The 21,769-nt window shown below is 62.8% G+C and carries 21 protein-coding genes and 1 tRNA gene; 19 read left to right on the top strand and 3 right to left on the bottom strand.

The genetic code is table 11. The annotated features are described in order from the left end of the window. Positions 1 to 6: 6 nt before the first annotated feature. The 12 genes from map to ilvA all read left to right on the top strand — a co-directional run bounded on the left by map (position 7) and on the right by ilvA (position 12,586). Positions 7 to 780 carry a type I methionyl aminopeptidase gene (map, locus tag AUR04nite_RS11740; RefSeq protein WP_141365201.1) on the top strand — a complete coding sequence of 258 codons (774 nt, stop codon included), beginning with the start codon at positions 7 to 9 and terminating at the stop codon, positions 778 to 780. Positions 781 to 819: 39 nt separating this feature from the next. Then, positions 820 to 1,518 (top strand): MazG nucleotide pyrophosphohydrolase domain-containing protein, encoded by a 699-nt coding sequence (locus AUR04nite_RS11735; RefSeq protein WP_141365199.1) that lies wholly within the window; start codon positions 820 to 822, stop codon positions 1,516 to 1,518. Between the two features lie 90 nt (positions 1,519 to 1,608). Further along, positions 1,609 to 2,889 (top strand): phosphopyruvate hydratase, encoded by a 1,281-nt coding sequence (eno, locus tag AUR04nite_RS11730; protein ID WP_141365197.1) that lies wholly within the window; start codon positions 1,609 to 1,611, stop codon positions 2,887 to 2,889. Positions 2,890 to 3,015: 126 nt separating this feature from the next. Next, the gene (locus AUR04nite_RS11725; RefSeq protein WP_141365196.1) at positions 3,016 to 3,879 is read left to right on the top strand and encodes an FtsB family cell division protein; all 864 of its coding nucleotides are present in this window, start codon (positions 3,016 to 3,018) and stop codon (positions 3,877 to 3,879) included. Positions 3,880 to 3,902: 23 nt separating this feature from the next. After that, positions 3,903 to 4,604, top strand: a complete 702-nt coding sequence (locus tag AUR04nite_RS11720) for a DUF501 domain-containing protein (protein WP_141365195.1) — start codon at positions 3,903 to 3,905, stop codon at positions 4,602 to 4,604. After that, complete coding sequence (locus AUR04nite_RS11715) at positions 4,604 to 5,545, top strand: Ppx/GppA phosphatase family protein (RefSeq protein WP_174787878.1); 942 nt, start codon at positions 4,604 to 4,606, stop codon at positions 5,543 to 5,545. The genes AUR04nite_RS11720 and AUR04nite_RS11715 overlap by 1 nt, the downstream gene beginning before the upstream one ends. Positions 5,546 to 5,609: 64 nt before the next feature. Next, positions 5,610 to 7,100, top strand: coding sequence for a S8 family peptidase (locus tag AUR04nite_RS11710; RefSeq protein ID WP_246055510.1), 1,491 nt, complete (start codon positions 5,610 to 5,612; stop codon positions 7,098 to 7,100). A gap of 193 nt (positions 7,101 to 7,293) precedes the next feature. Then, positions 7,294 to 8,664, top strand: coding sequence for an NAD(P)/FAD-dependent oxidoreductase (locus AUR04nite_RS11705; RefSeq protein WP_141365194.1), 1,371 nt, complete (start codon positions 7,294 to 7,296; stop codon positions 8,662 to 8,664). Between the two features lie 117 nt (positions 8,665 to 8,781). Continuing rightward, a tRNA-Leu gene (locus AUR04nite_RS11700) sits at positions 8,782 to 8,863 on the top strand. A 216-nt stretch (positions 8,864 to 9,079) separates the two neighbouring features. Continuing rightward, entirely contained in the window at positions 9,080 to 9,886 is an 807-nt protein-coding gene (locus AUR04nite_RS11695) for a Bax inhibitor-1/YccA family protein (RefSeq protein ID WP_407646694.1), read from the top strand. A 234-nt stretch (positions 9,887 to 10,120) separates the two neighbouring features. Next, positions 10,121 to 11,311: an AI-2E family transporter gene (locus AUR04nite_RS11690; RefSeq protein WP_246055506.1), complete on the top strand. Its 1,191-nt coding sequence runs from the start codon at positions 10,121 to 10,123 to the stop codon at positions 11,309 to 11,311. 3 nt (positions 11,312 to 11,314) lie between these two features. Next, positions 11,315 to 12,586: a threonine ammonia-lyase gene (gene ilvA / locus AUR04nite_RS11685; RefSeq protein WP_141365191.1), complete on the top strand. Its 1,272-nt coding sequence runs from the start codon at positions 11,315 to 11,317 to the stop codon at positions 12,584 to 12,586. A gap of 76 nt (positions 12,587 to 12,662) precedes the next feature. Here ilvA and greA read toward each other — a convergent pair whose 3' ends face one another. Together greA and AUR04nite_RS11675 are read right to left on the bottom strand one after the other, a co-directional pair. Next, the gene (gene greA / locus AUR04nite_RS11680) at positions 12,663 to 13,157 is read right to left on the bottom strand and encodes a transcription elongation factor GreA (protein WP_141365190.1); all 495 of its coding nucleotides are present in this window, start codon (positions 13,155 to 13,157) and stop codon (positions 12,663 to 12,665) included. Between the two features lie 278 nt (positions 13,158 to 13,435). Then, complete coding sequence (locus AUR04nite_RS11675; RefSeq protein ID WP_141365189.1) at positions 13,436 to 13,855, bottom strand: DUF4307 domain-containing protein; 420 nt, start codon at positions 13,853 to 13,855, stop codon at positions 13,436 to 13,438. Between the two features lie 245 nt (positions 13,856 to 14,100). Here AUR04nite_RS11675 and mca point away from each other — a divergent pair, with 245 nt between their 5' ends. The 5 genes from mca to AUR04nite_RS11650 all read left to right on the top strand — a co-directional run bounded on the left by mca (position 14,101) and on the right by AUR04nite_RS11650 (position 19,870). Next, positions 14,101 to 14,967, top strand: a complete 867-nt coding sequence (mca, locus tag AUR04nite_RS11670) for a mycothiol conjugate amidase Mca (protein WP_141365241.1) — start codon at positions 14,101 to 14,103, stop codon at positions 14,965 to 14,967. A 42-nt stretch (positions 14,968 to 15,009) separates the two neighbouring features. Beyond that, on the top strand, positions 15,010 to 15,285 hold the full coding sequence (locus tag AUR04nite_RS11665) for a hypothetical protein (RefSeq protein WP_141365186.1): 276 nt from the start codon (positions 15,010 to 15,012) through the stop codon (positions 15,283 to 15,285). 22 nt (positions 15,286 to 15,307) lie between these two features. Next, complete coding sequence (locus tag AUR04nite_RS11660) at positions 15,308 to 17,431, top strand: thioredoxin domain-containing protein (RefSeq protein ID WP_141365184.1); 2,124 nt, start codon at positions 15,308 to 15,310, stop codon at positions 17,429 to 17,431. Between the two features lie 97 nt (positions 17,432 to 17,528). Continuing rightward, on the top strand, positions 17,529 to 18,290 hold the full coding sequence (locus AUR04nite_RS11655; RefSeq protein ID WP_141365239.1) for an isoprenyl transferase: 762 nt from the start codon (positions 17,529 to 17,531) through the stop codon (positions 18,288 to 18,290). 263 nt (positions 18,291 to 18,553) lie between these two features. Beyond that, on the top strand, positions 18,554 to 19,870 hold the full coding sequence (locus tag AUR04nite_RS11650) for a PhoH family protein (RefSeq protein ID WP_141365182.1): 1,317 nt from the start codon (positions 18,554 to 18,556) through the stop codon (positions 19,868 to 19,870). On the opposite strand, the gene AUR04nite_RS11645 is transcribed toward AUR04nite_RS11650, so the two are convergent. Continuing rightward, positions 19,867 to 20,679 (bottom strand): hypothetical protein, encoded by an 813-nt coding sequence (locus AUR04nite_RS11645; protein WP_141365180.1) that lies wholly within the window; start codon positions 20,677 to 20,679, stop codon positions 19,867 to 19,869. The genes AUR04nite_RS11650 and AUR04nite_RS11645 overlap by 4 nt on opposite strands. 97 nt (positions 20,680 to 20,776) lie before the next feature. Here AUR04nite_RS11645 and AUR04nite_RS11640 point away from each other — a divergent pair, with 97 nt between their 5' ends. Beyond that, the gene (locus AUR04nite_RS11640; protein ID WP_141365178.1) at positions 20,777 to 21,295 is read left to right on the top strand and encodes a prepilin peptidase; all 519 of its coding nucleotides are present in this window, start codon (positions 20,777 to 20,779) and stop codon (positions 21,293 to 21,295) included. Between the two features lie 55 nt (positions 21,296 to 21,350). Next, on the top strand, positions 21,351 to 21,767 hold the full coding sequence (locus AUR04nite_RS11635) for an NUDIX domain-containing protein (RefSeq protein ID WP_246055505.1): 417 nt from the start codon (positions 21,351 to 21,353) through the stop codon (positions 21,765 to 21,767). Positions 21,768 to 21,769: the final 2 nt, after the last annotated feature.

Here is a 21,769-nt window from a genome sequence, read left to right as displayed (position 1 = left end):
GCGATGATGATCGAAATTCTCAGTCCCGCCGAACTGCTCAAGGCGCAGGCCGCCGGCGAACTGGTGGGCACGATCCTGGCGAGACTGAAAAGCGAATGCGCCGTCGGCACGAACCTGCTGGAGATCGACAGGCGCACCAAGGCAATGATCGAACAGGCAGGGGCAGTCTCCTGCTATGTGGACTATGCGCCGTCCTTCGGCCGCGGCCCCTTTGGCCACTACATCTGCACCGCGGTCAACGACGCGGTGCTGCACGGAAAGCCGCACAACTACAAGCTGAAGAACGGGGACCTGCTCACCCTGGATCTGGCGGTGACGCTGAACGGGATTTCAGCCGACGCCGCCATCAGCTTCATCATCGGGGACAAGCAGGATCCGGCCGACCAGAGGATGATCGACGCCACCGAAGCAGCGCTGGCCGCCGGAATCCAGGCGGCCCAGCCCGGGGCGCGCATCGGGGACATCTCCTACGCCATCGGCGGCGTGCTCTCGGCCGCCGGATACCGGATCAACCTTGAATACGGCGGCCACGGCATCGGCTCGACCATGCACCAAGACCCGCACATCTCCAACAACGGCAAGCCGGGGCGCGGCTATGTGCTGCAGCCGGGACTGCTGCTGGCCATCGAGCCATGGGTCATGAAGGACACGAACCGGCTGAAAATCGATGCCGACGGCTGGACGCTGCGCAGCGCCACCGGCGCCCGCACCGCGCACACCGAACACACCATCGCCGTTACCGAGGACGGCCCGCAGATCCTGACGCTGCCTGCGCCCTAGCCGGCCTGCGGCGGCGGGTGCGGGCGATAGCATGAAGCCATGCCTAGTTTCCACAGCCCCATGGATGAACTGATCGCCACGGTCCAGATACTGCGCGAGCGCTGCGCCTGGACCAGGGCGCTGACCCATGAAAGCCTGCGCACCTACCTGATCGAGGAGAGCTATGAGGTGCTCGACGCGATCGGCGCGAAGGATCCGGCGCTGCTGAAGGAAGAGCTGGGAGACCTGCTGTTCCAGATCCTGCTGCATTCGCTCATCGAGCAGGAGGCTGAGGCTTTCACCCTGCAGGATGTCGCCGCGGCGCTGAACGCGAAGCTGCTGCGCCGCAACCAGCATGTTTTCGATGCGCAAGGACATATTCGGCCAGAGATTACTAAGGACATTCAGGAGATCATCCGCGTCTGGGATGCCGCCAAGCAGGCCGAGCGGGCGCAGGGTGAAAGGCCTCGGAAAAATGCGGGCCTGCCTGCCGGGCTGCCCTCGCTCACCCTGGCCCAGAAGCTGCTCGATCGCCATTCCCGCGCCGATTCGCCTGCGGCCGCCGGGCACCGCGGCACTGCTCAGCTGCGCGAAAGGGTGCAGGATGAAAAGCAGCTGGCGGCCGAGCTGATGGCGCTGACGGCACGGGCCCAGGAGCTGGGATTGGATGCAGAATCGGTGCTGCGTGAGCAAATCCAGCGCAGCTACGGCACCGCGCAGGACGAAACATCATCGTCGGAATTGCCCGCGAAGCGCTAGGCTAGAGACAGGCAAAGGCGCCGACGGTCACTCAGCGACCGCTGGCTGGCCAGCCCTTAGACCACCCCTTTCTACAAGGAGTCCATACTCATGGCATTGATTGACGCCATTCACGCGCGCGAAATCCTTGATTCCCGCGGCAATCCGACCGTTGAGGTCGAGGTACTGCTCACCGATGGCTCGCACGGGCGTGCAGCCGTTCCTTCGGGCGCATCCACCGGCCAGTTCGAGGCTGTAGAGCGCCGCGACGGCGACAAGGACCGCTACCTGGGCAAGGGCGTGCTCGGTGCAGTCGAGTCCGTCATCGACGAGATCGCCGAAGAGCTCGAGGGCCTTGACGCCACCGACCAGCGCGCCATCGACCAGGCCATGCTGGACCTGGACGGCACCAGCAACAAGTCCAAGCTGGGCGCCAACGCCATCCTGGGCGTCTCCCTGGCAGTTGCCAACGCCGCAGCAGTCAGCGCAAACCTGCCGCTGTTCAAGTACCTGGGCGGCCCTAACGGCCACGTCCTGCCGGTGCCGCTGATGAACATCCTCAACGGCGGCTCGCACGCCGACTCGGATGTCGACATCCAGGAATTCATGATCGCTCCGCTGGGCGCCGAGTCCTTCTCCGAGGGCCTGCGCTGGGGCGTCGAGGTCTACCACAACCTCAAGTCCGTACTGAAGGAAAAGGGCCTGTCCACCGGCCTGGGCGACGAGGGCGGCTTCGCCCCGAACCTGCCTAGCAACCGCGCGGCACTGGAACTGATCACCGAAGCAATCCAGCGCGCCGGCTACACCCCGGGCGCCGACATCGCACTGGCACTGGACGTCGCCTCCTCGGAGTTCTTCGAGAACGGCGCCTACCAGTTCGAGGGCGAAGGCCGCTCGGCACAGTGGATGAGCGACTACTACGGCCAGCTCGTCGCCGACTTCCCGCTGGTGTCCATCGAGGACCCGCTGGATGAGAACGACTGGGACGGCTGGAAGACCCTGACCGACGCCATCGGCGACAAGGTGCAGCTGGTGGGCGACGACCTGTTCGTCACCAACCCTGAGCGTCTGGCCGAGGGCATCGAAAAGGGCACCGCCAACTCGCTGCTGGTGAAGGTCAACCAGATCGGCACCCTGACCGAGACCCTGGACGCCATCACCCTGGCCCAGCGCGCCGGCTACACCACCATCACCTCGCACCGTTCGGGCGAGACCGAAGACGTGACCATCGCAGACATCTGCGTTGCCACCAACGCAGGTCAGATCAAGACCGGTGCACCGGCTCGCTCCGAGCGCGTGGCTAAGTACAACCAGCTGCTGCGCATCGAAGAGGACCTGGGTGCTTCGGCTGTTTACGCTGGCAAGAGCGCTTTCCCGCGTTTCAACAGCTAATCACCAGCAATAGCGAATAAGCTCGTCGGTAGTGGATACCGGCGGGCTTTTCGTTATTTAATGGAATTATCGCGGTGAATTCCGCGAAGCACCGAACGGAAAACGCACCATGGGGAATGGGGGAATATGGCTCAGCGACCACCGCGCATGCCACGGCGGAATACCCCGAACCCGGGGGAGAATGAGCCAGCACCACAGGCAGCGGCGCAGGAATCTGCGCCTTTTGCGCCGACAGGCGCGGTCCACGACGCGGAGCCTGCCACCGACGCGCTGCATATCGTCGATTCAGGTTCCGAAGAATCCAGGACGCCGCGCATCCCCAAGATTCCACGGCCTTCCGCCGCGCGAAGCACCCCAGCCCCAAGCCGCGCGAACCCCGGACGACGGGCCAAGCCCGAAGAACCGGCGGCCGGCGCGGTATCGGATGCATCACACCAGTCCCAGGCCTCCGGCAAGCCCGTGGCCAAGAAGCCGCTGCGCGAGCGCGCCAAGGCAAAGCAGAACGAACGCCGCCGCGAAGACCGTGCGAAGTTCTCCATGGCGGTGCGCCGCAAGCCAGGCCAGAAGCCTGAACCTGCGCAACCAGTAGAGCAGGGCCAACCGGTGGCAGCGCACAGGTTCTCCGGGCGCATTGCCGCGCTGATCGTCGTCTTCGGCTTCTTCGCCGTCATGCTGGTGCCCACGGTGAATTACTACCGCACCCAGATGGCCGAGATCAGCGAGCTGCGCGCATCGATTTCCAGCATGGAGGCGCAGCGCGACGACCTGAAGGCGGAGATCGCCCGCTGGGACGATCCGCTGTACATCAAGCAGCAGGCCCGCGAGCGGATAAACTTAGTGATGCCCGGGGAGAAGCTGTACATGGTCGTCGGCCAGAAGCCAGAAGACCAGAGCGCAAGCACCGGCAACGGCAGCACCTACGAGGTGCGCCAGGAACTGCCATGGGTTGATGCACTGATCGATTCGGTCCATCGCTCCGCCACCGATTAATCAACGAAGCAAAGAGAATCATCGTGACTGAACAGCCCATCCGTGAAGCCCTGGACGCAGCCGGCCGAGTACCCAGCGAACAGGACCTGGACACCCTCAGCCGCCAGCTGAACCGTCCGGTGCGCGATGTGGTGGAGATCGGCGCGCGCTGCGTGTGCGGCAACCCGCTGGTAGCCACCACGGCTCCGCGCCTGAGCTCCGGAATCCCGTTCCCCACCACCTACTACCTGACCCACCCGGTGATCACTTCCGCCGTCTCGCGCCTGGAAGCCGCCGGCCTGATGAACGAGATGAACGAACGCCTGGGCGAAGACTCGGCACTGGCCGCGGCCTACACCGCGGCCCATGAAGCCTACCTGGCCAACCGCGACGCCATCGGCGAGCGTTCGGGCACCGGGGCCGTGCCGGAGATCGCAGGGGTCTCCGCGGGAGGCATGCCCACGCGCGTCAAGTGCCTGCACGTGCTGGTGGGCCACTCGCTGGCAGCCGGCGAAGGCGTGAACCCGCTGGGCGATGAGGCCCTGGCGGGCATCGCTCAGTGGTGGACCAAGGACAAGTGCTACTGTGTCGGCGCCTGGGACACCGACAGCGCGGTGCCGAGCCAAGACCGCTCGCGCCATGTGAAGACCCAGGAAAAAGCCGAGGACCCGGAAGTCAAGCGCGCTGCGCGCGCCGCCAAGCGGGCCGCCCGGGAAGCTGCACAACAAGCGGGGGAGCAGGACTGATGCGCGTCGCAGGAATCGACTGCGGAACGAACTCCATCCGCCTGCTGATCGCTGATGCCACCACCGGCGAATCCGGGACCCAGCTGAACGACGTGCTGCGCACCATGAAGATCGTGCGCCTGGGCCAGGGCGTGGACGCCACCGGCGCCTTCGCGCCCGAAGCACTTGAGCGCACCTTCGCCGCGGCCAAGGAATACAAGAAGCTGTGCGACGAGCACCAGGTCGAGGCCATCCGCTTCGTGGCCACCTCCGCAGCCCGCGACGCATCGAACCGGGAGTTGTTCATCTCCACCATCACCTCGATTCTGGGCGTGGAGCCCGAGGTCATCTCCGGCGACGAAGAGGCATCACTGTCCTTCGCCGGCGCCGCCTCGGTGCTCGGCGCGCAGCAGGGCCAGGCGCTGGTCATCGACCTGGGCGGCGGATCCACCGAATTCGTGGTGGGAGACGCCTCCGGCCCGCTGGCAGCCAAGAGCCTGGACATGGGCTGCGTCCGGGTCACCGAGCGGTTCCACCTCGACGGCCTGCGCTCCCCGCAGAGCCTTGCCTTCATCGACAGCACCCTGGGCACCCTTGCCGGTGCTGTGGACCTCTCGCAGGTCAAGCAGGTCATCATGGTGGCCGGCACCTTCACCACGCTGACCGCGCAGGCGCTGGGGCTCAAGGAGTACCAGTCGGAGGCCATCCACGGCGCACGGCTGAGCTTTGACCAGATGCGCCAGGCCACCGCCTCCATGCTTTCCTATTCGCGCGAGCAGCGCCTGGCCCTGGGCTTCATGCATCCGGGCCGCGTGGATGTCATCCAGGCGGGCGCCGTCATCGTCGAGCGGATCCTGAAGTACCTGGAGGAAGCCACCGGCAGCAAGGACCTGGTCCTTGTTGCGTCCGAGCACGACATCCTCGACGGCATCGCGGCATCCGCTGCGGACCGCACCCAGTAACAGCACTGGAGAACCCGGCAAGGAGATGAACTTGAACCCACCAGTATCCACTGGCTATTCCCTGATGCGCACAGCGGTGTCGTTCGCGCTCGTCGCCTTGCTGGCATTTGTTTTCCTGCTGCCAAGCCCCGCCGCCCGCGCCGATGACATGCGAGATGCCGAATACTGGCTGAAATCCCTGGGCATCGCCGAAGCGCAGAAAGAAACGAAGGGCGAAGGCGTCAAGGTAGCGATTATCGACACCGGCATCGACGCCAGCCACCGCGACCTGAAGGGCGCAGTGGTCGGCGGCGCCGACATGTCCGGCTCGGGCGAGGCGAACGGCGAAAAGCCCATCGGCATCATGAGCGAGCACGGCACCCTGGTGGCTACGCTGCTGGCCGGACGAGGCAACAACCAGCAGGAAATCGACCGGATCAAGTCCGAGAACCAGCGTTTGAAGTCTGCCTGGGAACAGGAAAAGAAGAACGTTGAGGAAAACAACAAGGACGAGGACAAAGAGCACAAGGACGTCCCCGAAGAACCCACCTATGAGGATGTTCCCGAGCCGGGCAAGGGCAAGAACGGCGTGCTCGGCGTAGCGCCCAAGGCCGAGCTGCTCTCGGTTTCGCTGTGGATGGGCGAAGGCAATCCTTCGGGGATTTCTGTGGAACAGCAGATCCCCCGTGCCGTGAAGTGGGCTGTGGACAACGGAGCCAGCGTCATCAACATGTCCTTGGGCTCCACCAGCCCCGCCTGGCCAGAAAGCTGGGACGAAGCATTCAAATACGCCGAAGAGCACGACGTGGTCATCGTGGCAGCGGCGGGCAACCGTTCCGGCGGCATGAACCAGGTCGGTGCCCCTGCGACAATTCCAGGCGTGCTGACCGTGGCCGGCGTGGACGAGAACGGCAAGGCATCCCAGGATTCCTCCACCGAAGGCATCTCCATCGGCGTTGCCGCACCGGCCGAGAAGCTGGTCGGCGGCCTGCCCGACAACGGCTATGCCCGCTGGTCCGGAACGTCCGGCGCTGCCCCGCTGGTGGCAGGCGTCGCAGCGCTGATCCGTTCCAAGTACCCGGACATGTCGGCCAACCAGGTGATCAACAGGATCCTGAAAACTGCCAAGGACACCGGTGCCCCTGGAACCGACAACCTCTACGGCTACGGCATTCTCGACGCCAACGCGGCGGTCAATGCGGCAGTGCCCATCGTGAAGGACAACCCGCTGGGAACCATCACCGAATGGATCCGCGTGCATCGCCGCAATGCTGAAGAAAGCCCCGAATCCACCGATCCGGGCGTCTCCATGGAGAAATCGAATTTGAAGCAGGTGGCAGCTCCGGAGCCGATCGCACCGGATGACTCGGTCCCGCTCACGCAGCCGGTCATCGTGATCGGGGGAGCGGCGCTCCTGGCGCTGCTACTATTGGTCGGCTCGCTGCAGCTTGGACGGGCAGCGCGCAGGCAGAAGCTTACGGCCAGCGTCTCGTCGGCGAAGATCAGCGATCTGAACGTCAGCGGCGGCAAGGCCGACAGGGATATCTTCGACGACATCCCGGAAGACGATAAATAGAAAAACCTGGGCAGCGGCGGGAATCAATCCACGAATTGATTCCCGCCGCTGCACTTCATCCGCAATCGATGATGTGTCCTATGACACTTAATGTGAACTTCGCCGTATTCTAGCGGTTTTTGAGTGTCCAACGGCACTGAATTCATTAGTGAATGTTTTCACTAACTCCGAAAATCCGCGTAGAATCAACAGTATGTCGATCATCGAAAGCTCCTCCCAGAAGCGTCCGCGCATTCTCGTCGTCGGCGGCGGCTATGTTGGCCTGTACGTCGCGATGAAACTGCAGAAGAAGGTCAAGAGCCACGGTGGCATCGTTACCGTGGTCGACCCAAACCCATACATGACTTACCAGCCGTTCCTGCCAGAAGTTGCAGGCGGCCAGATTGAGCCACGCCACGTCGTGGTGTCCCACCGTCAGCACCTGAAGCATGCAGAGCTGGTCAACGGCCGCGTGCTGAGCATCGACCACGCCGGCAAGAAGGCTGTCATCGCTCCAGTGAACGGTGACGAGTTCGAGATGGAGTACACCGACATCGTGATGTCGGCAGGCGCCGTCACCCGCACCTTCCCAATCACCGGCCTGGCTGAGACCGGCATCGGCCTGAAGACCATCGAAGAGGCCATCGCCCTGCGCAACAAGGTTGCCGAGCGCATTGAGTCCGCTTCGAACATGACCGATCCGGAAGCCCGCAAGCGCGCCCTGACCTTCGTGGTCGTCGGCGGCGGCTTCGCCGGCATCGAAACCATCGCCGAGCTTGAGGACATGGCCCGCCACCTGGTCAACCTCAACGACCGCGTCGAGCTGAGCGAACTGCGCTTCGTCCTGGTTGAGGCCATGGGCCGCATCATGCCAGAAGTTACCGCAGAGCAGGCCGAATGGGTTGTCGAGCACCTGCGTAGCCGCGGCATCGAGGTGCTGCTGAACACCTCGCTGGCCGACGCCACCGACGGCTACATGCAGCTGATCAACATGGCTGACAAGTCCCCAGCCGACCAGTTTGGCGCGGACACCTTGATCTGGTGTGCAGGCGTCATGGCAAACCCAATGGTCCGCTCCACCGACTTCCCGATTGAGCAGCGCGGCCGCATCGAGACCCGCACCGACCTTCGCATCAAGGACGCGAATGGCGATGCGCTGGACGGCGCTTGGGCTGCCGGCGATATTTCCGCAGTCAAGGACGTCACCGGCGGCCTGCCGGACGGCACCTGCGTACCGAACGCACAGCACGCAGTGCGCCAGGCAAAGCTGCTGGCAAAGAACCTCTACGCAGTACGCTACGGCGTGGGCAGCGTGAAGGAATACAAGCACAAGAACCTCGGCGCAGTTGCCGGCTTCGGCCGCAACAAGGGCGTTGCCAAGGTCGTTGGCATCAAGCTCAAGGGCTGGCCAGCATGGATGGCCCACCGCGGCTACCACGGCATGGCCATGCCGACCTTCGAGCGCAAGTTCCGCGTTCTGGGCGACTGGATGGTTGCCTTCTTCTTCACCCGCGACGCGCTGCAGCTGAACAACCTTGAAGCTCCGCGCACCGCTTTCGAAGAAACCGCTAAGCCAAAGAAGTAGCGCTTAGCCAGCGATGACCGACATGATCGATGGGGACCTTTGAAACAAGGTCCCCATCGACCGCGTCTGGGAGAATTTTATGTTTTCCGAATCGATCGCGTAGGATTTGAGAGTCCTGCCCCTATGGTGGAATTGGCATACACGGCTGACTTAAAATCAGCTGCCGCAAGGCTTGTGGGTTCGAGTCCCACTGGGGGCACCGGAAGAAGGCCGCATACATCCCAGACGGGAAGTATGCGGCCTTTTCGTATTGTTTTGGACCGTTCCAAGACACTCGTCGACGAGGTGAATCGTTGATCCGGGAGGCACTTGAAATCATCCCTTTGACTGAGTCATTTCACAGCAAGTTTTACTAGGCTTAACAGCAGGAATAACCGCACAAACAGTGCGAGCCGACCACACTACCTACGGGGGAATAATTTTGAGCGGCAACCCAATTTTTGGTTCGAAGAGCCAGTCTGAGGCGTGGGGCACCAAGCCCGGTGCCCCGGTTGGATTCCGTGACACTGCAAACCTGAGCGCTGACCAGCTGAACACCATGTACCAGCAGCCAGCCGCAACCGGTGCGGACATGGGTCGAATGACCGTCGGCGACACCATCAACAAGACGATCTTCTGTCTTGCGCTGGTCGTCATCGGTGCAGCGATCGGCTGGGTTGTTCCCGCGCTGATGCTCCCGGGCGCGCTGGTCGGTTTCGTGCTGGGCCTGGTCAATGCCTTCAAGAAGGTCCCATCGCCAGCATTGATCCTGGTGTACTCGGCGGCCCAGGGCCTGTTCCTCGGAGGCCTGTCCGAATTCCTCGACGGCCTCTACAAGGGCGTCGCCATCCAGGCAGTCGTCGCGACCTTCTGCGTCGCCGGCGTGACCCTCGCGCTGTACCGCTCGGGCAAGTACCGCATGACTCCGAAGCTGAACAAGATGTTCTTCATCGCGATGATCGGCCTGGTCGTTTTCTCGCTGGTGAACATGGTCATGATGCTCACTGGCACCGTTGAAGGCATGTTCGGCATGCGCAGCGGCATGCTGGGACTGGCCATCGGCGTGATCGCAGTGCTGCTGGCTACCTACGCACTGGTTTCGGACTTCACCATGATCGAAGAGCTTTCCCGCCAGGGCGCTCCGGCGATTATGGCATGGCGCGGCGCTTTCGGCCTGACGATGACCCTGATCTGGCTCTACACCGAGATTCTGCGCATTCTGGCCATTCTTCGAGAGAACTAACCTTCAAATCGAAAAGATTTTTCTGGACCAGTGCCCAATATGGGCACTGGTCCTTAGTTTTTGTCACAATTCAGCATGGACTGAAAGTCCTACTAAATGACGGGGTAGCGTAGGGATATGAAGACTAATCGGCTAGAGCGCCTGCGAAGACTGCGCAGCACGCTTCCGAGTCCGCGACGCGACGCCACCCCTACGTCGAGTGTCGAGGACCTTAATCTGCGAACCGCAGAAGATATGCCTTACCCGGTACGTCTTGCGGCAAGCTGGGCTTGGCGATTCCTGATTATCGTGGCAGCACTGGGCGTCATCTTTTGGCTGATTTCCAAGGTATCGCTGCTGGTGATTTCGGTATTGATCGCCACCCTGATCACAAGCCTGCTGGCGCCACTGGTCAAGACCCTGCACAGCAAATTCGCGGTTCCCAAGGGACTTGCCGTAGGCATCACCCTCATCGGGTTCCTGGCCCTGGTGAGCGCCGGGCTCTCGCTGGCAGGCCAAAGGCTCGGCGTCGGCTTCGCGGACTTGTGGAACCAGGCACTGATCGGAATCCAGCAGGTCCAAGACTGGCTGTTCAACGGTCCGCTGAAGCTGACCAACGACGATGTACAGAAGGTCCTGGACGATACGCTCACGGGACTGCGCGGCAACGCGACGAATATCTTGAGCGAGGCCATCAGCTGGGGATCGGCCGTAGGACAGATCCTCACCGGGGTCCTGCTGACATTCTTCACCGTCATCTTCCTGCTGCTTGACGGACGCAGGATCGGGCTGTTCCTGATCAACCTGCTGCCGCGCCGCGCCCGCCCCGCCATGGACGGCGCGCTGACCCGCGGCTGGACCTCCCTGGTCCGCTACGTCAGGGTGCAGATGCTGGTTGCGCTGATCGACGCAGCTGGCATTGGACTGGGAGCATTCTTCCTGGGCGTCCCGCTGGCCATGCCATTGGGCGTGCTGGTCTTCCTCGGCTCGTTCATTCCGATCGTCGGCGCCCTGTTGACCGGAGCGCTCGCGGTCCTGCTGGCGCTGGTGTCCAATGGGTGGATCAATGCATTGATCATGCTGGCCATTGTGCTGGCAGTGCAGCAGGCTGAATCGCACATCCTGCAGCCGCTGATCATGGGCAAGGCTGTCAGCCTGCACCCGTTGGCAGTGGTGCTTGCGGTGGCCGGCGGCACCATGATCGCCGGCATCCCCGGAGCGCTGTTCGCTGTGCCGATGCTGGCAGTACTGAATACCGTGGTCAAATACATCGCAGGAAGAACCTGGGAAAAGGATCCCTACGTAGCCGAGATCTACGGGGAGGAACTGGCATCAGCCGGACCTCCGCCGGAAGCCGCCGACCCCGAAGAGTCTTCACCGCCAACCACAAAAACTTCACCCCAGCCGGAAACCCGGCAACCAGAAAAATCGGTAAACGAGGAATAAACAATGAGCACTGAGACGAAACTGCCTGTCACCCTGGCTGATATCGAAGCCGCAGCGAAAGTGCTCAAACCAGTTATTGACCGGACCCCGGTGGAGCACTCCAGGGTTCTCTCGCAGCACGTGGGCAGCGAGGTCTACCTCAAGTGCGAAAACATGCAGCGCGCCGGCTCCTTCAAGGTCCGCGGCGCCTATGTCCGCATGGCAAAGCTCAGCGACGAAGACAAGGCCCGCGGTGTCGTGGCGGCCTCTGCAGGCAACCATGCCCAGGGCGTGGCCCAGGCGGCAAGCCAGCTGGGCATCAAGGCCCGCATCTACATGCCGCTGGGCGTGGCGCTGCCCAAGCTGACGGCGACCCGGGACCACGGGGCCGAGGTAGTGCTCTTCGGCAGCAATGTGGACGAGGCCCTGGCCGAAGCCCAGCGCTATGCCGATGAATCCGGCGCCGTCTTCGTGCACCCCTTCGACCACCCTGACATCATCGCCGGGCAGGGAACCATCGGTCTGGAACTGCTCGAACAGCTGCCGGATGTGGACACCGTGCTGATGGGTGTGGGCGGCGGCGGACTGCTGGCAGGCGTCGCCATCGCGTTGAAGGAACGCGCCCGCCAGCTGGGGCGCACCATCCGCGTGGTCGGCGTCCAGGCGGAGAACGCTGCTGCCTACCCGCCATCGCTGGCGGCCGACGCCCTGGTGCCGCTGGACACCGTGCACACCATTGCCGACGGCATCGCCGTGGGCAAGCCCGGCCAGCTGCCCTTCGCCATCATCAAGGAGCTCGTGGACGACGTGGTCACGGTCTCTGAAGACGCCCTGGCCCGCGCGCTGGTGGTGCTGCTCGAACGCAACAAGCTGGTAGTGGAACCCGCCGGCGCGGTGGGCGTTGCAGCCCTGCTGGAGAACCGCTTGGAGGAGCACGGGATCAACCCGGCAACGACAGCTGTGATCCTTTCCGGCGGCAACATCGACCCGCTGCTGATGCTCAAGGTGATCCAGCGCGGTCTGTCGGCTGCTGGCCGCTTCCTGACCATTCGCATGATGCTCCCCGACCGCCCGGGCGCCCTGGCCCAGATCTCCCGCATCATCGCCGAATCAGACGCCAACGTCACCCGACTGGATCACACCCGCATCGGCGGCTCCCTGTCCATGGGCGATGTGGCGATCACCATCGATTTGGAAACCAAGGGCCACGAGCATTCAAAGCAGGTGCTGGGCAACCTTCGCGCCGAGGGCTTCGACCCGCACATCACCAATACCGCGGGCGGCTCGGTCGCCTAGGTGAGCCCGGGCACGGCGAAGGCGCCGGCATCCACGAGCAATCGTGGACGCCGGCGCCTTGCGCGTTGCCTGGAACTTAGGCGGAGTATGGCTTGGCGGAGATGATCTCCACCTTGATGTCGCGGCCGTTAGGGGCCACGTAGGTCAGCTTGTCGCCGACCTTGGCGCCATGGACAGCCACGCCGATAGGGGACTGCTCCGAGTAGACCTCAAGGTCGGTGTCGCCGGCGACTTCGCGCGAGCCGAACAGGAACGTGGTCTCATCGCCCGCGATGTTGGCGACAACCAGCATGCCAGGCTCGACGATTCCGTCATCCGCAGGTGCCTCGCCGACGTGGGCGCGGCGCAGCAGATCCTTCAGGTAGAGGATACGTGCCTCTGCCTTGCCCTGCTCTTCGCGAGCAGCATGGTAGCCGCCGTTTTCCTTCAGATCACCCTCGGAACGCGCCTGTTCGATACGAGCGACGATCTCGGCGCGGCCTGGGCCGGAGAGGAAAGTCAGTTCGTCATTCAGCCGGTCGTAGGCTTCCTGAGTCAGCCATACGACAGGTTCGTTGCTGTTGGTGCTCACGGTGGTACTTCCTTTGGTCAGTCAGGACATCGTCGGCTTCCCGGTCTGGAAAGTGGAAAGCCACCTCAACGGTGGCATCGACGACGTCGGATTCGGTACGCTCAGCGGGTGCAAGTATTCAAATGATGCAAGCAAAGACCCCGCCAGCTTGGTGTTCCGGGATGGTTTGTCCGGGACATGCGCAATGCGGGGCGAAACGTATCTTTTCATCGATAGTAGTCGCGATTGCGCAATAAACCCAATAGTTTCAGCTATTAGGGGAGGAATCAGAGGGAATGTTAACCTGCGAAGTTCTGCGGCACGACGTAGCAGGCTTCGACTCCGGCGGTAACTGCCTTATTGTCGGTGTGCAGATCGACGGTCACCGTTTCCTTGATGACACCGGTCCGCTCGCCTGGATCCATTAGCAGGGTCTTGAAGCCAACCACTGCCTTCGACTCGTTCAACGCGCGCACATCGCACTGCACGCGGTCTTTGGCGTTGTACTCCACCGAGATGGTTGCCTGGGCCTGGGTCGGGGAGTCGATGGCGAATCCGACATCCTGGAAGGAGAGCGCTTCGTAGTTCGAAAAACCCATATAGGCCGCCCCGCCGACGCCCACTACCAGCGCAGCACCGATGAGGATGTTGCGATTTTTCCTTGAAAGGTTACGTTTCTTGGGGTTGTTGTAGCGAGCCGTTAAGCTTGGATCAGACATTACGTGCCTTGCACCACTCTCTTGCCTTAGCGGCGGCCCGCGTCATGTTTCGGGGCAGCCGTTTTTTGGGTCCTAGGGGTTAAGTTTAGCGCCCTGTTGCCCAAGGGAATAATGAGTGGTCGGACCGTGGTTGTTAAACATGGCGGGACTTTTGGGCTCCGCCAGCCTGTGCCGGTGTAAAAGGAAGAAAACCAGTGGTGAACCACGAGATTAAGAAGATCGGCCCCTCCGAGGGGCTGCGCCTCATGGCAATTCATGCCCACCCGGATGATGAATCCTCCAAGGGAGCCGCCACCATGGCCGCCTACGTGGAAGCCGGGGCCGAGGTCATGGTCGTGAGCTGCACCGGAGGAGAACGCGGGGATATTCTCAACGCCGCCGCCGGCGAGCTGGCCCATGCGCATCGCGATCTTGCAGGTGTGCGCCGCACGGAAATGGCCGAGGCGGCCGCAGTGCTGGGCATCAAGCACCGCTGGCTGGGATACGTCGATTCGGGCCTGCCGGAAGGCGACCCGCTGCCGGACCTTCCCTTCGGCGCCTTCGCCCTGCAGCCCGTCGAGGTTGCCGCCGCAGGCGTGATCAAGCTGATCCGCGAATTCCGCCCGCACGTGATCGTCACCTACGACGAGAACGGCGGATACCCGCACCCGGACCACATCCACACCCACAAGGTCTCCACCTTTGCTTTCGAACATGCGGGCAATCCGGAGATGTATCCAGAGCTGGGCGAACCCTGGTCGGTAGGCAAGCTGTACTACGACCGCGCCTTCTCCCCGGAGCGCTTCCGCACCCTGCACTACGCCATGCTGGAAGCTGGCTACGAGTCGCCCTACACCGAGCGCGTGGCGCAGTGGGAAGCCGACGAAGAGAACCAGATGTTCAAGTGGGTTTCACCACACACCACCACGACGCAGATCTACTGCGCCGACCATTTCTCTCAGCGTGATCAGGCTCTGCTGGCCCACCGCACCCAGATCGACCCGGAAGGCTTCTTCTTCGCCGTCCCGGAACACGTCTATGCTGAAAGCTGGCCATGGGAGGACTACACCTTGATTTCTTCCAAGGTTCCTACCGATCTGCCAGAGTCCGACCTGTTTGCAGGACTAAGATAGTAACTAGAGATTTCTAGCTGAGAAAAGAGTTGTCTTAACACCGTGAATGCGATCTACGCGTCAGTGATCCTAGCCTCCGGGACCAGCTTCGGCACTGAAAAAGCCAGTGACTACGGCCCCGGATTCCTGGGCTTCATCTTCACTGCCTTTATGGTCATCATGGGCATCTTCCTGATCCGCGACATGATCCGTCGAGTCCGCCGCGTGCGCTACCAGTCCGATGCTGAGGCGCGACAGGAAAAGATGGTCAGCGACGGCGAGCAGCGCCGCCTGCAGGAACCTGAAGCTCCGATCGACCCGAAGACCAGCGAAGGCTAAGACTAAGTGCTAGCTTGGAGGCGTGGCACAACGACTCTCAAGCTCATCCAGCGCCTACCTGCGCCAGCATGCACACCAGGAAGTTGACTGGTTCCCGTATTCTGACGAGGCGTTCGAACAAGCGCGCCTGCGCGACGTTCCGGTCATGCTCTCCATTGGGTATTCTGCATGCCACTGGTGCCACGTCATGAGCCACGAGTCTTTTGACGACCCGGCAGTCGCCCAGCTGCTTAACGACAACTTTGTTGCCATCAAGGTGGACCGCGAGGAACACCCGCTGGTGGACGACACCTACATGATGGCCACCCAGGCGCTGACCGACGCCGGGGGATGGCCCATGACCATCTTTGCCCTGCCCGACGGCCGGACCTTCCATGCCGGAACCTACTACCCGGCGCAGCCGCGGGGCCGGACCCCCTCCTTCACCCAGGTGCTCACTGCGGTGCACGACGCCTGGGAAAACCGGCGCGCGGCGCTGGCCGAACAGGCTCAGATGCTGGCCGGACACCTCGCCGAGCTGGGCAGCCGGCAAAATGCGCTGCTGAGCCTGCCGGCGGATACTCCCTCGCACGAAGCGCTGGCAGCCGCCAGCGACGTGTGGATCGCCGAAACTAAGCCCGAAGGCGGGCTGACACCAGCCCCCAAATTCCCCGCCACCTGGGCATTGAAAACTCTGTGGCGGTCGGTGCTCCTGGACGCCGAACGCAGCGAAGCGGCCTTTGACGCGGCGGCAGCCAACCTTGAGGCAATTCTCCATGGAGGGCTGCAGGACCACGTTGGCGGCGGATTCGCCCGCTACTGCGTGGACGAGCACTGGTCGGTTCCGCACTTTGAAAAAATGCTGTATGACAACGCGGGGCTGCTTAGCCTCTGCGCCCGCACCGCGGTTTTCGCCCAGCACTACGCCCAAGAGGACGGCGGCAGGCAGCAGCAGCGGGCACTAGCGCTGGCGGCCACCGCACGCACTGCCGCGCTGCGGGCCGCGGACTTCCTTGAAAACCAGCTGCTCACCGGATCCGCCGGAGACAAACACCGCGCCTTCGCCAGCTCGCTGGATGCCGACTCGCACCGCGACGGGCGCAGCGTTGAAGGCGCCTACTACACCTACACTCGGGCAGAGATCAACCAGGTGCTCGAACGCCTTGAAGCGCTGCCCGCCAATCTGGTCCGCCTGGCTGAAGTGGCCGAAGATCCGGGGCACTTCCACCTTTCGCTGAACCGTGCTCCGCAGGGAAGCGAAGTGCAGGTCTGGGAGGAGTTCACAGGCCAGCTGCTTGCCCTGCGCTCGGAAAGAGCGCTGCCGGGACGCGATGAAAAGATCATTGCAGGGTGGAACGGACTGGCTATCGAAGCGCTCTGCGAGGCCTCCATTCTGCTTGATGCTCCGAACCTGCTTGAGCTTGCCGCACAGGTGGCGGCCAGCCTGTGGGAAGTGCACTATGACGAATCCGCAGGCACACTGGCGCGAGTGAGCTTCGGCGGGAAGGCAGCCAGCGGCAATGAGGCGACGCTGCAGGACTATGCCGCGCTGGCCCTTGGCTTTGAAGCGCTGGCCTCAGCCTTGGGGCGCAGCACCGAACAAGGGAAGCTGTGGGCGCAGCGCACGGATTCGCTGCTGCAGCGGGCCGCCGAATTCATCGATCCCGAGACCTCGATTCCCCGGGATTCGATCCAGCTGGACGCGCGGCTAGACTCGCAGCGCAACTCAACCACCGCCGCCAGCGTGCTGGACGACGCGCTGCCGGCCGCCGGGGCGCTGTACGCCAAAGCACTGGCCCAGCATGCCATCGCGGCGATGGCTGCGGGAACATCTGCGGCCGCGGACGAAGCCGACTTTGAACTGGCAGGCAAGCTGTCGGCCCATGCCCTCGCGCTGGCACCGCAGGCGCCGACGCAGGTGGCCACCGCCCTGGAAGTCCAATCGGTGATCTCGGGGCAGGTCCACTATGCCGCAGTCAATGATGCAGCCCGCGAACAGGCTCAGGCCCTGCGCAAATTGTGCACCGCGCTGGGTTTGAGGTACCGCATCGATCCGGCCCTGGAACATCAGGGAACCGGCCTGCAGATCCAGCCGTGCAGGCACCAGCTGTGCAAGCTTCCCGTTTCGTCGATCGCGTCTTTCATGCAGGTGCTGCGCACGGAATAAACCGGCGGCGCCCAGAGCGCTGATGAATCGAACCGGGGGCCGAACGCGGTAGATTTAATAACGACAGTTTTTGGCATTCGACGAAAGGCAGGGCCAGGTGCGGCTTCCCAACCTTGTGTACCGTTACTATGAACGGCGCTTGGCGAAGTCCCTTCCTGCCGACAAGCTGCCGCACCACATCGGCGTAATGGTCGACGGCAACCGCCGCTGGGCCAAGCTCGCCGGCACCCCGACCGTCACCGGGCACCAGGCGGGCGCCGACAAGATCCTGGAATTCCTCGACTGGTGTGAAGAGCTGGATATCAAGCTCGTCACCTTGTACATGCTCTCGACCGACAACCTCAACCGGGAACCAGCCGAGCTGCGCGACCTTCTGGAAGTCATCGGCTCCACCCTTGACCGCCTGGGTGAAACCAACAGGGTCAAGGTCCAGCAAGTAGGTGCCCGCGACCTGCTGCCCGAAGAACTGGCGCAGAAGCTCACCGCGCTTGAAGCCGCCACCGCCAACCGCACCGGTGTGCACGTGAACGTCGCCATCGGCTACGGAGGCCGCCGCGAGATCCTCGACGCCATCCGATCCCTGCTCAAGGACGCCGCCAAGGATGGGCGCACCTTGGAACAGGTGACCGAGAACCTGAGCACCGATGACATCGAATCCTACCTTTACACCAAGGGCCAGCCGGATCCCGACCTGGTGATTCGAACCAGCGGGGAGCAGCGGCTCAGCGGATTCCTGACCTGGCAGAGCGCCTATTCCGAGTTCTACTTCTGTGAAGCGCTGTGGCCAGACTTCCGCCGCGTCGACTTCCTGCGCGCCCTGCGCGACTTTGCCGACCGGCAGCGCCGCTTTGGAGCCTAGGAAATTCTTCTGAGGGGCGAAGGTTTTCCTGATGGAAAGAAGTTATTCACCCCCACCCCATGTTCTAGTCAGGGCAACCGGTCTATGGTGAGCAGTAAGGCAGTGGCATACAGCCGCTGCTGAGCGAAGGGTTTCTCACTAGATGACCACAGCAGCGTTCACCGGTGTCAGCACCGGATTCGCCGTGAGGCATCCGGTGTCGGGATTCCCCACATTTGCGTGGGGGGATACCCCACGCCGGATATGAGAATAGGTGCGCTGCCATGACCCGAAACGCTGATGAGGGTGTCCGGACCTACGTAATCGATACTTCGGTTCTGCTCTCTGACCCGAAGGCGATGTTCCACTTTGAGGAACATGACGTGGTGATCCCATTGACCGTTATCACGGAGTTGGAACACAAGCGCAAAGACCCGGAGCTGGGGTATTTTGCCCGCCAGGCCCTGCGGCTGCTTGATGATTTGATTGCCAGCCATGGTGGGCTGGCCAAGGCGGTGCCAGTATCCGACGCCGGCGGAACGCTGCGCATTGAATTGAACCATATTGCCGCTGATGTGCTTCCCGTTGGCATGCGCGGCGCCGACAATGACACGCGCATCCTCGCCGTAGCCAAGAGCCTGCTCGACGAGGGCAAAGACGTGGCGCTGGTGACCAAGGACCTGCCGATGCGCATCAAGGCGTCAGCCATCGGCATCTTGGCGGAGGTCTACCGCAACGAGCTGAGCCCCTCCACCGGGTGGACAGGGGTGCAGCAGCTGGAACTCGACGAGCAGTCGATGGCTGCACTGTATGAGCGGGAGCACCTGAGCAACCTCGAAGCGGCCGCCGACGCACCGGTGAACACCGGTTTTGTGATTACCTCCCCGCGGGGCAGCGCGCTGGCGCGCAAGACGGACGCCACTACCTTGAAACTGGTGCGCGGCGACCAGCAGGTCTTCGGGCTGCACGGACGCAGCGCCGAACAGCGCATCGCCATCGACCTGCTCACCGATCCGAGCGTGGGCATCGTCTCCCTGGGCGGCAACGCCGGCACCGGCAAGTCAGCGCTGGCGCTGTGCGCTGGCATGGAAGCTGTGCTGGAGCGGCGCGAACACCGCAAGATCACCGTGTTCCGTCCGCTGTATGCCGTGGGCGGGCAGGAGCTGGGCTACCTGCCGGGCTCCGAGGGGGAGAAGATGGGCCCCTGGGCCCAGGCGGTCTTCGACACCCTGGGCTCCATCGTCTCCAAGAACGTCATCGACGAGGTGGTCGACCGAGGCATGCTCGAAGTCCTGCCGCTGACCCACATCCGCGGACGCTCGCTGCATGACTCGTTCGTCATCGTGGACGAGGCACAGTCGCTGGAACGCAATGTGCTGCTCACGGTGCTTTCGCGCATCGGCCAGAATTCAAAGGTGGTGCTCACCCATGACGTGGCCCAGCGCGACAACCTGCATGTGGGCCGCCACGACGGCGTCGCGGCGGTGGTTGAGCAGCTCAAGGGGCATTCATTGTTCGGCCACGTGACCCTGATGCGCTCGGAGCGCTCTGCCATCGCGGCGCTGGTTACCGAAATGCTCGATGCGCCGTTTATGAGCTAGGAGCTCTTCCGTTCATTTCGCAGCTCCCACGGGATCGGCGCACGGACGTCGGTCAGCGTGGGAGCCGGCGAAGTGAACAGGGAATCAATGTAGTACTCGTTGTGCGCCACGATGCTCAGCTGGACATCCTCGGCGTCCGACCCGGGGTCGAGAATCTGCCGGTTGACGCAGATGCCGGTTGCCAGATCCAGCATGATCAGTGCGTGGGATCCTGCCGGGACCAGCGGAAAATCATCGTTGACGGCTTTGTAGCTGTAGCCGGCGGAGAGCACCGCCGCCAGCACCGGCCGGTCGTTGAATGTCGTCTCGGCCAGCTCATGGATGAAGGTCGGATGGTCGAAGGCCAACTCCAGGGAAGCCGGTTCGGTGCCTGCCAGCTCGAAAGGGTCAAGCATCGAGGCAAGATAGTCCAGCGGCAGCAGGCCATCGAATCCGGCGATCTCGGGCCGGCGCAGGATCAGATGCCCTTCGGTATATACCGGGGAAGTGAGCGATGCGGGCAGCTGCCACGAGGACATGCTGGCCGCCACGTAGTCGCGCCCGCGGTCAGCGGTGAAGAACTCCTTCTGGTACACCAGCTGGTCGTCCTCGTTGTGCACTGCGACGGCTTCACGCTGGCGGATGATCAGATCCAGATTTCCGCTCAGCGAGCGCGCCGGGTCGGCAAATAGTGCGGGAACCTGGAATTTCAGCCTCAGCGAGGTGGACAGCCAGGGTGCAGAACGGGCCAAGGCGCGGAACCTGCGCCGTGCAGCGGATCCTGGTGCGGGCTGCCCGGGGAACAGAAGCGGAGCTGATGGCTCAATCATGAGTCCAGTCTAGGAGCTGTGGGCCGAGTTATCACTGCTTTTGCACAACTGCCATGCAGTCCGCCTGCAGCGCCAAACTCGCGCCTATGCTGTAGGCATGATGGTCTTCGGCTCGCTGTCGCTCACCTCCGTGGCCAGGGAATCCTGGCCGGCGGCGCTGCTCGTCGCGCTGCTGTTGGGGCTGTTCCTGTGGTTTGGGGCCCGGCTGTCGGCCAAGGATCTTGCCACCCATCGGCTGCCCAATACCTTGGTGGCCCGGTGGCTGCTGGCTTCCTTCATCCTGCTGGCGGTGCTCAGCGCCATCAGGATGGACTTCTGGCCAATGCTGCAGGCAGTGCTTGGCATGGCGCTGCTGTGCGGGGGATATCTGCTGGTGGCGCTGCTTTCTTCCGGCGCCATGGGCATGGGAGATGTGAAGCTTGCAGCGGTGCTGGGCCTGAACCTGGGCTATTTCTCCCTGGTGGCGCTGTTTGCGGCCACGGTGATCAGTTTTGTGCTGGCCAGCGTGGTGGTGCTCATTGGAGTTCTGCTGCGCAGATTGACCTTGAAGTCTGCTGTTCCCTTTGGCCCGTTCATGCTCGTTGGCGCGTTGGCCGCTTTGCTTATGGCACGATAGGCCTATGCCTACACCTCAGTTCATTAACGATCTCAGAGCCCATATTGGACATGACATGCTGTGGCTGTCGGGGGTGAAGATCGTGGTGTTCAAGGAGAACAGCGTGCTGCTGGTCAAGCGGGCCGACAACGGCAAATGGACGCTTCCGGCGGGCATAATCGAGCCAGGCGAGGAAGCTTCGCATACCGCCTACCGCGAGGTGCTTGAAGAAACCGGCATTGTCAGCGAGGTGACCCATCTGGTGGGGATCGGCGTGACTGCCCCGACCATGTATCCCAACGGGGACCATGCCCAGTATCTGGACGTGGTCTTCAGGGCAAAGCATGTCGAAGGGCAGGCTAGGGTGCATGACGACGAGAATCTGGAGGTGCAGTACTTTGAGCTCGATGACCGTCCAGCGCTTCCGCCGCTGCATGAACGCGCCATTGCCTGGGCGCTGGAGCCGAAGCCGGGTGGGTACTTCGCCGCCTAGCG

The sequence above is a fragment of the Glutamicibacter uratoxydans genome, assembly GCF_006539925.1.
Lineage (GTDB): Bacteria > Actinomycetota > Actinomycetes > Actinomycetales > Micrococcaceae > Glutamicibacter > Glutamicibacter uratoxydans.
Note: the sequence above shows the minus strand (reverse complement) of the source record. Positions and strands in the feature narration are given on the sequence as shown.